A 13,483-nucleotide genomic window follows, 5' to 3' on the forward strand; every position below is an offset into this window, starting at 1 on the left:
AAGGAGAAGAGAATGAACGATTTTACGACAGACGAACTGGGTATTTTGGTCTCTGTATTTGAGCGTGCTGGAGTCGCTGAAGATGGATCCGCTGAGGGTAGTCTATTGAAGGTGATTAAAAGCGCACACTCTGAGCGAATGGAGCTTGAGTCGATGGACTTTGACGACTGTGCAGGTGGTGCGTGCAAGCTGTAAGTAACTCACTGAAGCCCTACTACGTTGGTGCCCATGTTAGCGCAGCGGGTGGGGTGCAGAATGCGCCATTGAATGCGGCGGCGATCGGTGCCAATGCGTTTGCGCTGTTTACTAAGAATCAGAGACAGTGGGTAGCTAAGCCGCTTGCCGATGAGACAATCGAGCAGTTTAAAGCGAACTGTGCCGAGCATAGCTTTCTGCCAGAGCAAATTCTTCCGCACGACAGTTACCTGATTAATTTGGGGCACCCAGAGGCAGAGCCACTTGAGAAGTCACGCGACGCCTTTGTTGATGAGATGCAGCGTTGCGAGCAGTTAGGGCTCTGTTATCTGAATTTTCATCCGGGCAGTCATCTTAAAAAGATCGATGTGACAAGCTGTTTAGCGACCATCTCTGAATCGATCGATATCGCGACTCAGGAGACCGAACAGGTCATCGCCGTGATTGAGACGACGGCGGGGCAGGGATCCAATTTAGGTTACAGATTTGAAGAGATTGCGGCCATCATCGACAAAAGCCGATACCCTGAACGCATTGGTGTCTGCATCGATACCTGCCATATTTTTGCTGCAGGTTATGATCTACGCACTTTTGAAGCCTGTGAGCAGAGTTTTGCCGAGTTTGAACGACTGATCGGCTTTGATAGGTTGTGCGGTATGCACATTAACGACTCTAAAATAGCGCTGGGTGGTCGCGTCGATCGTCACCACTCATTGGGTCAGGGTGAAATTGGCTGGGAGGCGTTTCGTTACATCATGCAGGACGATCGTTTTCGTGGTGTCCCGCTCTGTTTAGAGACTATTGATGAGACGATTTGGCCAGAAGAGATTCAGCAGTTGCGTCAATTTGCTGGCGAGAAACAGGCTGCGCAATGAGTTCTGAGCACTCCAAACCGGCTTGGGCTCCCAGCTTTGGGCAACAAGATTATCGCTTGATCAACGATGAGACGGCCTTTCAGGGTTATTTTCGGGTTAAGCGGTTAACGCTTGAGCATAAGACTTTTTTAGGTCAATCGATTGAGATCACACGCGAGCTGTTTCAGCGGGGAGATGCGGTCTGTGTGCTGCTGTATGATCCTGCGAAGGACTCTGTCGTGTTGGTTGAGCAGTTTCGGGTTGGGTCTCTGCAGGGCCCCTCTCCATGGATGCTTGAGGTGGTTGCTGGTGTGGTGGAAGAGGGTGAAAGCTCTGTACAGGTTGCTAAGCGTGAGTCGATTGAGGAGGCTGGCTTGGTGATCGGCGAGCCGCGTAGAATTATTCGTTATCTGCCCAGTGGCGGTGGCTGTGATGAGTGGATCGATCTGCTTTATGCTGAGGTGGATTCGGAGCAGGCCAGAGGCATTCATGGTTTGCCGGAGGAGGGTGAAGATATTCGTGTTCACGTCCTTTCGAGTGATGATGCCATAGAGTTAGTCAATCAGGGTGTTATTAATAGTTCGCCTGCCATCATAGGTTTGCAGTGGCTGGCGCTGAATAAATTAAGTTTACAAGGTGCTGTTGATGCATGATGTGAAGCGTAAGTACGTACCGGATTTGGTAAAACAGAGTGTTGTCTCTGAGACCAACTATGCCCGTCTGATGCGTCTGCTTCCTGCTCAGCAGGAGTCTATTGAGTTTCGTATCGAGTGGCATCAACACGCCTATGTTGTCGCCATTAAACGCGATGAGGAGTTTGCCTACACCTCGACGTGGACACTCTCTTACTGGCCTGAGCAAGCTTCCCCATGGTTTAACCCACAGTCTTTTGTGATACGTCTCTATCATGATGCACGGATGGCGGAAGTGGTCTGTTTAAAACGTCGCTCACAACTGCCTGGACGTTACGATTACCCTAATGATGCGATGCATCAGCCAGATGAAAAATACCAGCTTAATCAACATCTTGCGGAGTGGTTAGGACACTGTGCGACTCAGGGTGTGCGTCATGATGTGAAGGTGGTGAGCGGACAGTAATGCATTTTCTCTATATTCACGGTTTTAACAGTTCACCCGAGTCGCTTAAAGGTCAGCAGTTGATACGCCACTTTGAGTCGATCGGTAGGGCATCGCAGCTATCAGTACCCGCATTGTCGCACTGGCCAGAAGAGGCGATGCAGCAGCTAGAGACGATTGTTCAGCAGCATGACGAGCTACTATTGATTGGCAGCTCTTTGGGTGGTTTTTATGCGACTTGCCTCAGTGAGCGCTACGCACATGTAAAAGCCATTTTAGTTAACCCGGCGGTTGCGCCACACACACTGTTGGGTGCGTTACTAGGTCCGCAAAAGAATTTCTACTCTGGCGAAGAGTATGAATTGACGCTTGAACATATGGCTCAGTTAGAGCGGTTGTATTATCCTCAACTGACATACCCGGAACGTCTACTGCTGATGCTGCAAGAGGGAGATGAGACCCTCGACTATCGTGAGGCTGTTAGCTATTACAGTGAGTCCTCGCAGATTGTTCAACCGGGCGGCCATCACGGCTTTGAGAATTTTGAATCCATGTTGCCGACGATTTTTGCCTTTGCTGAGAATCGCTGGCAGCCTGAGAACGGCTAGGAAAAGAGAGATATGTCAAAGGACTATAATGCTGGTTCGATCGAGGTACTAAGCGGGCTAGACCCAGTAAAGCGTCGCCCGGGAATGTACACAGAAACGGATCGTCCCAATCACCTAGCACAAGAGGTGATCGACAACTCAGTCGATGAAGCTTTGGCGGGCCATGCAAAGCAGATCGATATCATTCTGCACCCCGACAACTCACTCTCTGTGTCCGATGATGGTCGCGGTATGCCGGTGGACATTCACCCAGAGGAGGGTGTCCCCGGGGTTGAGCTGATTCTGACCAAGCTGCATGCCGGCGGTAAGTTTAACAATGACAACTACAACTACTCGGGCGGTCTCCACGGGGTAGGTGTCTCTGTTGTTAACGCACTCTCTAAACTGTTGGAGGTGCAAATTCGTCGTGGCGGTCAGGTGCATCGCATCGGTTTTGCAGACGGCGAGAAAGTATCGGATCTTGAAGTGGTCGATACCTGTGGTCAGCGTAATACCGGTACCACCGTTCGATTTTTGCCCGATCCTAGTTACTTCGATTCGCCTAAGTTTAGTGTCAGTCGTCTGAAGCATAATCTGCGTGCCAAGGCCGTTCTCTGTCCCGGTTTGAAAGTGACCTTTACCGATCTCTCTACTGGTAAAAAAGAGAAAGAGGAGTGGTACTACGAAGATGGCTTAGTTGCGTATCTGAAAGGTAATACACAAGTTTATGAGACTCTTCCTGAAGAGCCATTCTGTGGCTCTTTGCAGGGTGAAGAGGATGCCGTAGAGTGGGCCGTGCAGTGGCTAAAAGAGGGTGGCGAGATGACCTGCGAAAGCTACGTCAACTTGATCCCGACCGCGCAAGGCGGAACCCATGTGAATGGCCTTCGTACCGGTCTTTTGGAGGCGTTGCGTGAGTTTTGTGACTTCCGCAGTCTGCTGCCACGCGGTGTGAAACTGTCGCCAGAGGATGTCTGGGATCGTTGCTGCTTTATTCTTTCAGCCAAGATGCGTGACCCGCAGTTCTCTGGTCAAACCAAAGAGCGTCTCTCTTCGCGTCAAATTGCGGCGTTTATCTCGGGTGCGGTAAAAGATGCCTTCTTGTTGTGGCTCAATAAGCACGTTGAAGAGGGTGAGGCGATTGCTGAGTTAGTGATCGCCAATGCACAAAAACGTCTTCGCTCTGCTAAGAAAGTGGTGCGTAAAAAGGTAACGCAAGGGCCTGCTCTGCCGGGTAAACTGGCTGACTGTTCGGGCACCGATCCTATGCGCAGTGAGCTCTTCTTGGTCGAGGGTGACTCGGCAGGCGGTTCAGCAAAACAGGCACGTAGTCGAGACTTTCAGGCGATCATGCCGCTGCGCGGAAAGATCTTGAATACCTGGGAGGTCGACTCTTCAGAGATCCTCGGTTCGCAAGAGATTCACGATATTTCGGTGGCCATTGGCGTGGATCCAGGTGCTGAAGATCTGAGTAATTTGCGTTACGGCAAGGTCTGTATTCTTGCTGATGCCGATTCCGATGGTGCGCACATCGCCACGCTGATCTGTGCACTCTTTCTAAGGCACTTCAAACCCCTAGTGGCTGCAGGGCATGTCTATGTTGCTATGCCGCCGCTGTTCCGAATCGATGTGGCGAAAGAGGTCTTCTACGCTCTGGATGAGTCTGAGAAGAATGGCATCGTTGAGCGCATCAAAGCGGAGCGCAATAACGCGCGCATCGGAGTACAACGATTCAAGGGATTGGGTGAGATGAACCCGATGCAGTTGCGTGAAACAACGATGGATCCCGATACCCGTCGTTTGGTTCAGTTAACGCTGGAGTCTGGAGATGATACTCACCAGGTGCTTGATATGTTGTTGGCGAAGAAGCGGGCTTCCGATCGCAAGTGCTGGCTTGAGGAGAAGGGCAACTTAGCTACAGTTTAAGTTGACTTTTACTCACCATATTCGACCGATTCGGCATGGACTTGCGCAGCTAATTCCCTTAGAATACCGCAGGTTTTGCCCGCGATAGCGGCGCATCCCACCGAAGAGATGTTTTTGAAAGCGAGGCGGACCCCAAGTTGGCCTCGCTTTTTTGCAGCCAAGCCACAGTAATTTTTCATATCTAGCCAGCGCGCGGGGAGGTTCTTTTGACGCAGCCAGCCATCTTAGCCCTTGAAGACGGTTCTATTTTTAGGGGTATTTCGATCGGCGCCGAAGGCGAATCATCAGGTGAGGTTGTATTCAACACCTCAATGACCGGTTATCAAGAGATCCTTACCGATCCATCCTACTGCCGCCAGATCGTGACACTCACCTACCCACACATTGGTAACGTGGGTTGTAACGCTGAAGATGCAGAATCTGATCGCACTTGGGTTGCAGGTCTTGTGATTCGTGATCTGCCACTGCTTGCGAGCAACTTCCGTTCTGAGCAGGCGCTAGATGAGTACCTAAAAGAGCGCAACATCATGGGTATTGCCGGCATCGATACACGCCGCTTAACGCGTATTCTTCGTGAGAAAGGTGCCCAGAATGGTTGCATCGTTGCGGGTGATAACATTGATGAAGCGAAAGCACTCGATGCTGCTCGTGGCTTCCCTGGCCTGAAAGGCATGGACTTAGCAAAAGTCGTTACACGTGACAGTTCTGATGCTTGGCGCACGTCCACTTGGGAGCTTGGTACTGGCTACACAGAGAAAGCCGATGCTGATCAACCGTTCAACGTAGTGGCTTACGATTTCGGTGTTAAACAAAATATTCTACGCATGCTGGTTGAGCGCGGCTGCCGTTTGACGGTTGTGCCTGCACAGACTCCAGCATCTGAAGTGCTTGCAATGAATCCAGATGGCGTTTTCTTGTCGAATGGTCCTGGTGACCCAGAACCATGTGATTACGCGATCGAAGCGATCTCTGACATTCTAAAAACAGAACTGCCAGTTTTCGGCATCTGTCTTGGTCACCAGCTACTTGCGCTTGCGTCAGGTGCTAAAACTGAGAAGATGAAGTTTGGTCACCACGGTGCCAACCACCCCGTTCAGGATCTAGATAGCAAGCAGGTGATGATCACCAGCCAGAACCACGGTTTCGCGGTGGCTGAAGATTCACTACCTAGCACACTACGTGCAACACACAAATCACTGTTCGATGGCTCACTACAGGGTATTGAGCGTACTGATCGTCCAGCGTTCAGTTTCCAAGGGCACCCAGAAGCGAGCCCTGGTCCACACGATGTGGCACCACTCTTCGATCGCTTCGTTGAGATGATGCGCTCACGCCAACAGGGCTGAGTTGTAACGGGTAACTTAGAGAAACAGATTTAGACCAGGTTTTACGATGCCAAAACGTTCCGACATACAAAGTATTCTTATCCTAGGTGCAGGCCCGATCGTTATCGGTCAGGCGTGTGAGTTTGACTATTCTGGCGCACAAGCGTGTAAAGCGCTTCGCGAAGAGGGTTACCGAGTTATTCTTGTTAACTCAAACCCAGCGACGATCATGACTGATCCAGCGATGGCTGATGCGACATACATCGAGCCAATCAACTGGAAAACGGTTGCTAAGATCATTGAGAAAGAGCGTCCAGATGCGCTGCTACCGACTATGGGTGGCCAGACTGCACTGAACTGTGCACTCGACCTCGACCGCGAAGGTGTTCTCGCTGAGTTTGGTGTTGAGATGATCGGTGCTACTCAAGATGCGATCGATAAAGCGGAAGACCGTGAACGTTTTGACAAGGCGATGAAGAACATCGGCCTTGAGTGTCCACGCGCCTCTATCGCTCACTCGATGGAAGAGGCTCTTCAGGTACTGGATCAGGTTGGCTTCCCAGCGATCATCCGTCCATCATTCACTATGGGTGGTTCTGGTGGTGGTATCGCCTACAACCGTGAAGAGTTCATCGAAATCTGTGAGCGTGGTTTGGATCTATCACCGACCAACGAGCTACTTATTGATGAATCGTTGATCGGTTGGAAAGAGTACGAGATGGAGGTTGTCCGCGACAAGAACGATAACTGTATCATCATCTGTTCGATCGAAAACTTTGATGCCATGGGCGTACACACTGGTGACTCGATCACAGTCGCACCAGCGCAGACGTTGACCGATAAAGAGTACCAGTTGATGCGTAATGCTTCGATTGCAGTTCTGCGTGAGATCGGTGTTGAAACAGGCGGTTCGAACGTACAGTTCGGTGTTTGTCCAAAGACTGGACGCGTTGTGGTGATCGAAATGAACCCACGCGTATCGCGCTCTTCAGCACTGGCTTCAAAAGCAACAGGTTTCCCAATTGCGAAAGTGGCGGCAAAACTGGCGGTCGGTTACACCCTTGATGAGCTTCAGAACGATATCACTGGCGGTCAAACACCAGCGTCCTTCGAGCCTGCCATCGACTACGTAGTAACTAAGATCCCTCGTTTCACCTTTGAAAAATTCCCACAAGCAAATGATCGCCTAACGACTCAGATGAAGTCGGTGGGTGAGGTGATGGCGATTGGTCGTACTCAGCAAGAGTCTTTGCAGAAAGCGCTACGTGGTCTAGAGGTTGGTTCTGAAGGCTTCGATCCGATTGTTGATATTACCGCTGAAGATGCACGCGATAAGATCGTTTACGAGCTAACAACTCCAGGTTCTGAGCGCATCTGGTACATCGGCGACGCCTTCCGTATGGGTATGAGCGTTGATGAGATCTACAAGCTGAGTGGCGTTGATCCTTGGTTCTTGGTTCAGATCGAAGACATCATCAAAGATGAGCAGCGTGTATCGGAAACCGCACTGAGTGAACTCTCTACAACCGATCTGTTCATGCTGAAGCGCAAAGGTTTCTCAGATGCTCGTCTAGCCAAGCTATTGGGTGTTTCAGAGAAGCAGTTCCGCAAGCATCGTCAGGCAGCTGGTATTAAGCCAGTCTACAAACGTGTCGATACCTGTGCCGCAGAATTTGCGACTGATACCGCTTACATGTACTCAACGTACGAAGAGGAGTGTGAAGCGAACCCATCGGATCGTGACAAGATCATGGTCATCGGTGGTGGCCCTAACCGTATCGGTCAGGGTATCGAATTTGACTACTGCTGTGTTCATGCAGCGCTTGCAGCGCGTGAAGATGGCTACGAGACCATCATGGTTAACTGTAACCCTGAAACCGTCTCTACCGACTATGACACATCAGACCGCCTCTACTTCGAGCCGATCACTCTAGAAGATGTGTTGGCAATCGTTGAAGTTGAACAGCCTAAAGGCGTGATTGTTCAGTACGGTGGTCAGACTCCTCTGAAATTAGCCGTAGCTCTAGAACAGGCTGGCGTTCCAATCATTGGTACCTCGTCTGAAGCGATCGACCGTGCTGAAGACCGTGAACTGTTCCAGCAGATGCTTAAGCGTCTTGGTCTGAAACAGCCAGAGAACTCAACAGTACGTAGCCTTGAAGAGGCGGTCATTGAAGCTGAGAAGATTGGCTATCCATTGGTTGTTCGTCCATCTTACGTATTGGGCGGTCGTGCGATGGAGATCGTCTACAAAGAGGATGAGCTGCGCAAGTACATGAATACCGCGGTTCAGGTCTCTAACGAATCACCTGTCCTGCTTGATCACTTCCTAAACGCAGCGATCGAAGTGGATATCGATGCGGTATGTGACGGTAAGCAGGTTGTGATTGGAGCGATCATGCAGCACATTGAGCAGGCGGGTGTTCACTCAGGTGACTCAGCATGTTCATTCCCTCCGTACAACCTTGCAGCAGACGTCCAGGACGAGATGCGCGAGATGGTGCGCAAGATGGCACTTGAATTGGGTGTTGTTGGCTTGATGAACGTCCAGTTAGCCTACCAAGATGGCGAGATTTACGTAATCGAGGTTAACCCTCGCGCATCACGTACAGTTCCTTTCGTATCTAAGTGTATCGGTGTTTCTCTAGCGAAAGTCGCTGCACTGGTTATGACCGGTAAATCACTTGAAGAACTAGGCTTTACGAAAGAGATCGTACCAAGCTACTTCAACGTGAAAGAGGCGGTATTCCCGTTCAATAAATTCCAAGGTGTTGACCCAATCCTTGGCCCAGAGATGAAGTCTACGGGTGAAGTCATGGGTACCGGTGAAACCTTCGGTGAAGCGTTCATGAAGGCTCACTTGGGAGCTGGCGACAAGCTACCTAAGCCAGGTACTGCGTTTGTCTCAGTACGTGACGTTGATAAAGAGGCGGCTTGTGAACTGACTAAACAGTTGGTTGAACTTGGCTTCGATATCGTTGCAACCAGCGGTACAGCAGCACTACTGGAGACTCACGGCATTACAGCTAAGGTTGTGAATAAGGTTACTGAAGGTCGTCCAAACATCGTTGACATGTTGAAGAACGGTGAAGTTAACTACGTTGTGAATACAACGGAAGGGCGTAAAGCGATAGCTGACTCAGCCGATATCCGTCGTGCAGCGCTACAGCATAAAGTGCCTTACTCAACGACAATGGCTGGTGCAGTGGCGATTACCGAAGCACTTCGTTACGGTGAAGAGCGTACTGTGCGTCGTCTACAAGAGATTCACGCGGAGGCGTCTGCATGAGTGTCAATCGTGTTCCCATGACGGTTGAGGGCGAAGTGGCACTTCGCGCTGAGCTGGAGCGTCTTAAAACCCAAGATCGTCCAACCGTGATTGCAGCAATTGCTGAAGCACGTGAGCATGGCGACCTTAAAGAGAATGCTGAGTACCACGCAGCGCGTGAACAGCAGGGCTTTATTGAAGGTCGTATCGCGGACATTGAGAGCAAGCTTTCAGTGGTTCAAGTGATCGATGTCACCAGCCTGCCACACACTGGTAAAGTGATCTTTGGTACGACGGTTGATCTAATCAACGTCGATACCGACGCTGAAGTGACCTACAAGATTGTGGGTGACGACGAAGCAGACATCAAACTGAATAAGATCTCTATCAACTCCCCGATCGCACGAGCACTGATCGGCAAAGAGGAGGGCGACATCGCCGCGGTTGAGACACCGGCCGGTGTGACTGAATACGAGATTGCAGAAGTTAAGCATATCTAAGCTGACTTATTAAACCGCCTTCGGGCGGTTTTTTATTATTTGGAGTTCCCCATGTCCCAAGAAACCCCTACAGGCCGCCTAACCACTCGTACTATCGCGATGCCGGCTGATACCAACCCATCAGGTGATATCTTCGGTGGTTGGGTATTGTCACAAATGGATATGGCGGCCGGCATCTGTGCGGGCCAGCGTGCACAGAGTCGAGTGGTGACGGTTGCACTGGATGGTATGAGCTTTATCCGCCCGGTTCGTGTAGGAGATGTACTGGGTGTCTACACCGAAGTGGTTAGAGTCGGCAGTAGCTCAATGGATATCAAAGTGGAGTGCTGGGTGCGCCGCAGTCGCATAGGTCATCGTGAAAAAGTGACCGAAGCAATCTTCAAGTTTGTCGCACTGGATGATGAGGGTAACTCCAAGCCGGTACCGCCAGCACAAGAGCTGCCAGAGTATGTAGAGACACTGCTTTAGTCTGTTGGAGCGATCTCGAAGAGGTCGCGATCTTTTTTAGGCTCTTGAAATCGATCGTAGAGTGGGGTCCGACCTCTGGTCTGACCCGACTCTCACAGTCTCTTCCAGACTCTCTAGCGTAATTTGACAGCGGTTGACAGGCTGAAGCCAGTCACCACACTTCGTAGGAAGATCAGCGCTCCAGTGACTGGCTTTAGCCTGTCATCTGCTTTCCTAGCGTTTTCCAGAAAAGGAGTAAAGCCTACCTGCGGATGACAGGCTGAAGGCCAGTCACCGAAAAGATCGCCACATCTTCGATATGGCTCCAACAAAAAAAACCGCCATAAAGGCGGTTTTTGCAGTACGATTTAACGCGCTTAATCCGGAATAATACCCCAGGTCAGAACAGGGAATAGCAGTAGCAAGGCTACGCGAACGAAGTCTGACGCCAAGAAGGGTAGAACACCCACAAAGGTATCCCGCATCGGAACGCCCTCTGCGATTTTGTTGATGATGAAGACGTTCATCCCTACCGGTGGGGTGATCATGCCGACCTCAACCACGATCAAACAGATGATACCGAACCAGAGCGCGGTCTGCTCTTCAGTCATGCCGAAGTCTAAACCCATGATGGCTGGGAAGAAGATCGGTACTGTCAGAAGGATCATCGAGAGTGAATCCATCAAACAGCCCAGCACTAGGTAGACAGCTAACATCAACATCAGTACCAGCATAGGCGACAATTCGCGATCCAGAATCCACTCCGCCAGTGTCTCTGGCATGCCGCTTAGACTCAGGAAGGCATTGAAGATATCGGCACCTAGAAGGATGACAAAGATCATCGCGCTGTTGATAGCGGTCTGCTTGATACAGTCGATGAATCCATCCCAGGTAAGTTGGCGGTTGATTAGCGCAATGACGATGGTACCGACCACACCGTAAGCGGCTGCTTCAGAAGGTGTGAAGATACCGCCGTAGATACCACCCAATACACCAATGAATAGGAAGCTTGCAGGTAGCAGTTCAAGCAGTGCCTTACCGCGTTCAGACCAGCTCGCTTTCGCGCTCTTGTCCGCGTAGTGAGGCTTCAGCTTCACCAGAATCGCGATAACCAGCATGTAGCCCATGATCGCCATGATGCCGGGTACCATCGCTGCCATGAAGAGCTTGACGATGTTCTGCTCGGTCATGATCGCGTAGATGATCAGAACGATGGATGGTGGGATTAGAATGCCTAGAGTACCACCAGCGGCTAGTGCGCCTGTTGCCATAGCACCGTGGTAGCCGTGCCGTTTCATCTCTGGAAGTGCCACCTGACCCATAGTCGCTGCTGTTGCCAGTGATGAACCACAGATCGCACCAAATACACCACAGCCGCCAACGGCAGCTAACGCCAGGCCACCGCGGTAGTGGCCAATAAAGGCGTTAACACCGGTGAATAGTGAACGGCTAATACCTGAACGAGTTGCGAGGTTACCCATCAGTAGGAACAGAGGAATGATCGATAGCGAATGGCTTGCCATCTGTCCGAAGGATGAGCCCTTCATGTAGAACATTAGGGTGCTGAAGTCGTCGATGATTGAGTAACCGACCGCACCGGCAAGCATCATTGCGATGCCGATCGGCACACGCAAAAACATGATGACTAGCATGAACAGGATAATGACGCCTGCCGTTAATTCGTCACTCATTTCACACCCTTATATTCTGCAATCATTGCCAGTGGTTTAAGCACACCAGCGATAGAGGTAAGGCTAAAGCCAAAGGCGATGGTCATATAGAACCACCACTCTTTCATCCGCAGCATCATCGTCTCATTGCCGTATTTCTGGGCAGCTAAGCCACCCTCATAGGCCTGTGTCGCCAGGAAGTAAAAGAGCACGGCCAAAATTATGCTGCCGATTACATCCATAGTGAGACGGAAAGGCGCGGGAGCTGAGGCTGTTAAGACGTCTACAATGACGTTGCCAAAGCGCATTTGGCAGTAAGGCATTGCTAACGCAACAACCACAGCGGTAAACATTTGGACAATCTCGGTATCACCATTAATGGGTGAGGAGAAAAAGTATCGTCCTGCCACGCTGGTCACCGTAGTGAATGCCATGATCGTCAGGATGAATCCTGATAAAAGAGCGAGCCACAAAGTGGCTCGCTCGTAGAGGTCTGCTAGAGACCGGGTTTTCAGTAACAGTGTTGTCACTTGAACACCTTTTGTTTATTTGCTGTATTTCTCAAGCATAGCGTTAGCAGAGTCAAGAAGCTTCTGACCTGGTAGACCTAGGCCGTCCATCTCTTTAACCCACTCAACAGGTACGTTAGCGGTTGCTTCCTGCATTTTCTTCACTTCTGCAGCAGGCATCTGAGAGCGAGTTGCGTTCTCGTCAATCAGCTTACGACCGAAGTTTTCAGCATTTTTGAAGAACTCACCGCCTAGCTTAGCGAAGTACATGCCAGCGTGGTCATCCATGATCTGTTGAAGATCAGCAGGCATTGATTCGTACTTAGCTTTGTTCATGCCCAAAAGGAATACTGCGGTGTATAGACCACGGCCATCTTCTGTTTGAACTTCAACCGCGTTGTCGACAAGCTCATGAAGTTTGAGAGCAGGTACGATTTCAAATGGAATCACTGTGCCGTCGATCACGTTTTTGGCCAGTGCCTGTGGCATCTCTGGTACAGGCATACCGACTGGAGTAGCGCCTAGAGCATCTAGAGCAGCAGCAACTGGACGGCTTGGGTTACGAATCTTTTTGCCAGCGAAGTCAGCAACAGAGTCGATTGCGTCACCTTTAGAGTAAACAACGCCACGGTCATGCGTCCAGAATGCTAGAGGGTGCATATCAGCAAACTCTTTCTGAACTTCTGGGTTAGCTTCGTAGTAAGCCTGAAGTGCCTGCGACGTTTCGTATGCATCCGTTACCATGAATGGGTTTTCAAATGCAGAGATCGCTGGGAAACGGCCTGGAGTGTAACCAGGAAGCGTCCAGATGATGTCAACGAAACCGTCTTGAACTTGGTCAACTAGCTGAGGTGGTTTACCACCCAGAGACATTGAACCGTAAATCTTGATCTTGATACGGCCTTCAGACGCTTCTTCAATAGAATCAGCCCATGGCTGGAAGAACTTAGCGTGTGCAGGTGCCTTCGCAGGAAGGAAGTGGTGCATCTTTAGGTTAAATTCAGCGGCCTGTGCAGAAGCTGCAATAGCAGCGCCAAGAACTGCAACACCGGCAGTCTGAGCGATAATACGTTTGATCATTATTTTTCTCCTTGGGGTTTTAAACAAGACATCGACTAACTTGTT

The 13,483-nt window shown here is 50.6% G+C and carries 13 protein-coding genes; 10 read left to right on the top strand and 3 right to left on the bottom strand.

Annotated features, from left to right (window positions below):
• The first annotated feature begins 12 nt into the window (after positions 1–12).
• From XMG59_RS07565 to XMG59_RS07610, 10 genes are all read left to right on the top strand, one after another.
• On the top strand, positions 13–195 hold the full coding sequence (locus XMG59_RS07565; RefSeq protein WP_173480223.1) for a hypothetical protein: 183 nt from the start codon (positions 13–15) through the stop codon (positions 193–195).
• Positions 183–1,070 carry a deoxyribonuclease IV gene (gene nfo, locus XMG59_RS07570; RefSeq protein WP_371731420.1) on the top strand — a complete coding sequence of 296 codons (888 nt, stop codon included), beginning with the start codon at positions 183–185 and terminating at the stop codon, positions 1,068–1,070. Before XMG59_RS07565 ends, nfo begins: the two co-directional genes overlap by 13 nt.
• A complete protein-coding gene (locus XMG59_RS07575) occupies positions 1,067–1,702 on the top strand; it encodes an NUDIX domain-containing protein (RefSeq protein WP_173480224.1) in 636 nt (211 codons plus the stop codon). The genes nfo and XMG59_RS07575 overlap by 4 nt, the downstream gene beginning before the upstream one ends.
• Positions 1,695–2,147, top strand: a complete 453-nt coding sequence (locus tag XMG59_RS07580) for a DUF1249 domain-containing protein (protein WP_173480225.1) — start codon at positions 1,695–1,697, stop codon at positions 2,145–2,147. The genes XMG59_RS07575 and XMG59_RS07580 overlap by 8 nt, the downstream gene beginning before the upstream one ends.
• Positions 2,147–2,734 carry a YqiA/YcfP family alpha/beta fold hydrolase gene (locus XMG59_RS07585; protein WP_173483788.1) on the top strand — a complete coding sequence of 196 codons (588 nt, stop codon included), beginning with the start codon at positions 2,147–2,149 and terminating at the stop codon, positions 2,732–2,734. The genes XMG59_RS07580 and XMG59_RS07585 overlap by 1 nt, the downstream gene beginning before the upstream one ends.
• Positions 2,735–2,746: 12 nt before the next feature.
• Positions 2,747–4,639 (top strand): DNA topoisomerase IV subunit B, encoded by a 1,893-nt coding sequence (gene parE / locus XMG59_RS07590; protein ID WP_173489038.1) that lies wholly within the window; start codon positions 2,747–2,749, stop codon positions 4,637–4,639.
• 206 nt (positions 4,640–4,845) lie between these two features.
• Complete coding sequence (carA, locus tag XMG59_RS07595; protein ID WP_173482979.1) at positions 4,846–5,985, top strand: glutamine-hydrolyzing carbamoyl-phosphate synthase small subunit; 1,140 nt, start codon at positions 4,846–4,848, stop codon at positions 5,983–5,985.
• Positions 5,986–6,031: 46 nt separating this feature from the next.
• Positions 6,032–9,253: a carbamoyl-phosphate synthase large subunit gene (gene carB / locus XMG59_RS07600; protein WP_173482978.1), complete on the top strand. Its 3,222-nt coding sequence runs from the start codon at positions 6,032–6,034 to the stop codon at positions 9,251–9,253.
• The gene (gene greA / locus XMG59_RS07605) at positions 9,250–9,732 is read left to right on the top strand and encodes a transcription elongation factor GreA (protein ID WP_173480230.1); all 483 of its coding nucleotides are present in this window, start codon (positions 9,250–9,252) and stop codon (positions 9,730–9,732) included. Before carB ends, greA begins: the two co-directional genes overlap by 4 nt.
• A gap of 51 nt (positions 9,733–9,783) precedes the next feature.
• Positions 9,784–10,200, top strand: a complete 417-nt coding sequence (locus XMG59_RS07610) for an acyl-CoA thioesterase (RefSeq protein WP_173483789.1) — start codon at positions 9,784–9,786, stop codon at positions 10,198–10,200.
• A 356-nt stretch (positions 10,201–10,556) separates the two neighbouring features.
• Here XMG59_RS07610 and XMG59_RS07615 read toward each other — a convergent pair whose 3' ends face one another.
• The 3 genes from XMG59_RS07615 to XMG59_RS07625 are packed head-to-tail and all read right to left on the bottom strand — an operon-like array spanning position 10,557 to position 13,438.
• Positions 10,557–11,870, bottom strand: coding sequence for a TRAP transporter large permease (locus XMG59_RS07615; RefSeq protein ID WP_173482976.1), 1,314 nt, complete (start codon positions 11,868–11,870; stop codon positions 10,557–10,559).
• Positions 11,867–12,379, bottom strand: coding sequence for a TRAP transporter small permease (locus XMG59_RS07620; protein WP_173480233.1), 513 nt, complete (start codon positions 12,377–12,379; stop codon positions 11,867–11,869). Before XMG59_RS07620 ends, XMG59_RS07615 begins: the two co-directional genes overlap by 4 nt.
• 15 nt (positions 12,380–12,394) lie before the next feature.
• On the bottom strand, positions 12,395–13,438 hold the full coding sequence (locus XMG59_RS07625; RefSeq protein WP_217363711.1) for a TRAP transporter substrate-binding protein: 1,044 nt from the start codon (positions 13,436–13,438) through the stop codon (positions 12,395–12,397).
• Positions 13,439–13,483: the final 45 nt, after the last annotated feature.

The organism is Marinobacterium sp. xm-g-59, assembly GCF_013283315.1.
Classification (GTDB): Bacteria; Pseudomonadota; Gammaproteobacteria; order Pseudomonadales; family Balneatricaceae; genus Marinobacterium_E.

What these genes read in the sequence shown, in the direction of transcription:
- XMG59_RS07565 (WP_173480223.1), top strand. Translation starts at nt 13, where the DNA reads ATGAACGATTTTACGACAGACGAACTGGGTATTTTGGTCTCTGTATTT.
- XMG59_RS07575 (WP_173480224.1), top strand. Translation starts at nt 1,067, where the DNA reads ATGAGTTCTGAGCACTCCAAACCGGCTTGGGCTCCCAGCTTTGGGCAA.
- XMG59_RS07580 (WP_173480225.1), top strand. Translation starts at nt 1,695, where the DNA reads ATGCATGATGTGAAGCGTAAGTACGTACCGGATTTGGTAAAACAGAGT.
- XMG59_RS07585 (WP_173483788.1), top strand. Translation starts at nt 2,147, where the DNA reads ATGCATTTTCTCTATATTCACGGTTTTAACAGTTCACCCGAGTCGCTT.
- parE (WP_173489038.1), top strand. Translation starts at nt 2,747, where the DNA reads ATGTCAAAGGACTATAATGCTGGTTCGATCGAGGTACTAAGCGGGCTA.
- carB (WP_173482978.1), top strand. Translation starts at nt 6,032, where the DNA reads ATGCCAAAACGTTCCGACATACAAAGTATTCTTATCCTAGGTGCAGGC.
- greA (WP_173480230.1), top strand. Translation starts at nt 9,250, where the DNA reads ATGAGTGTCAATCGTGTTCCCATGACGGTTGAGGGCGAAGTGGCACTT.
- XMG59_RS07610 (WP_173483789.1), top strand. Translation starts at nt 9,784, where the DNA reads ATGTCCCAAGAAACCCCTACAGGCCGCCTAACCACTCGTACTATCGCG.
- XMG59_RS07615 (WP_173482976.1), bottom strand. Translation starts at nt 11,870, where the DNA reads ATGAGTGACGAATTAACGGCAGGCGTCATTATCCTGTTCATGCTAGTC.
- XMG59_RS07625 (WP_217363711.1), bottom strand. Translation starts at nt 13,438, where the DNA reads ATGATCAAACGTATTATCGCTCAGACTGCCGGTGTTGCAGTTCTTGGC.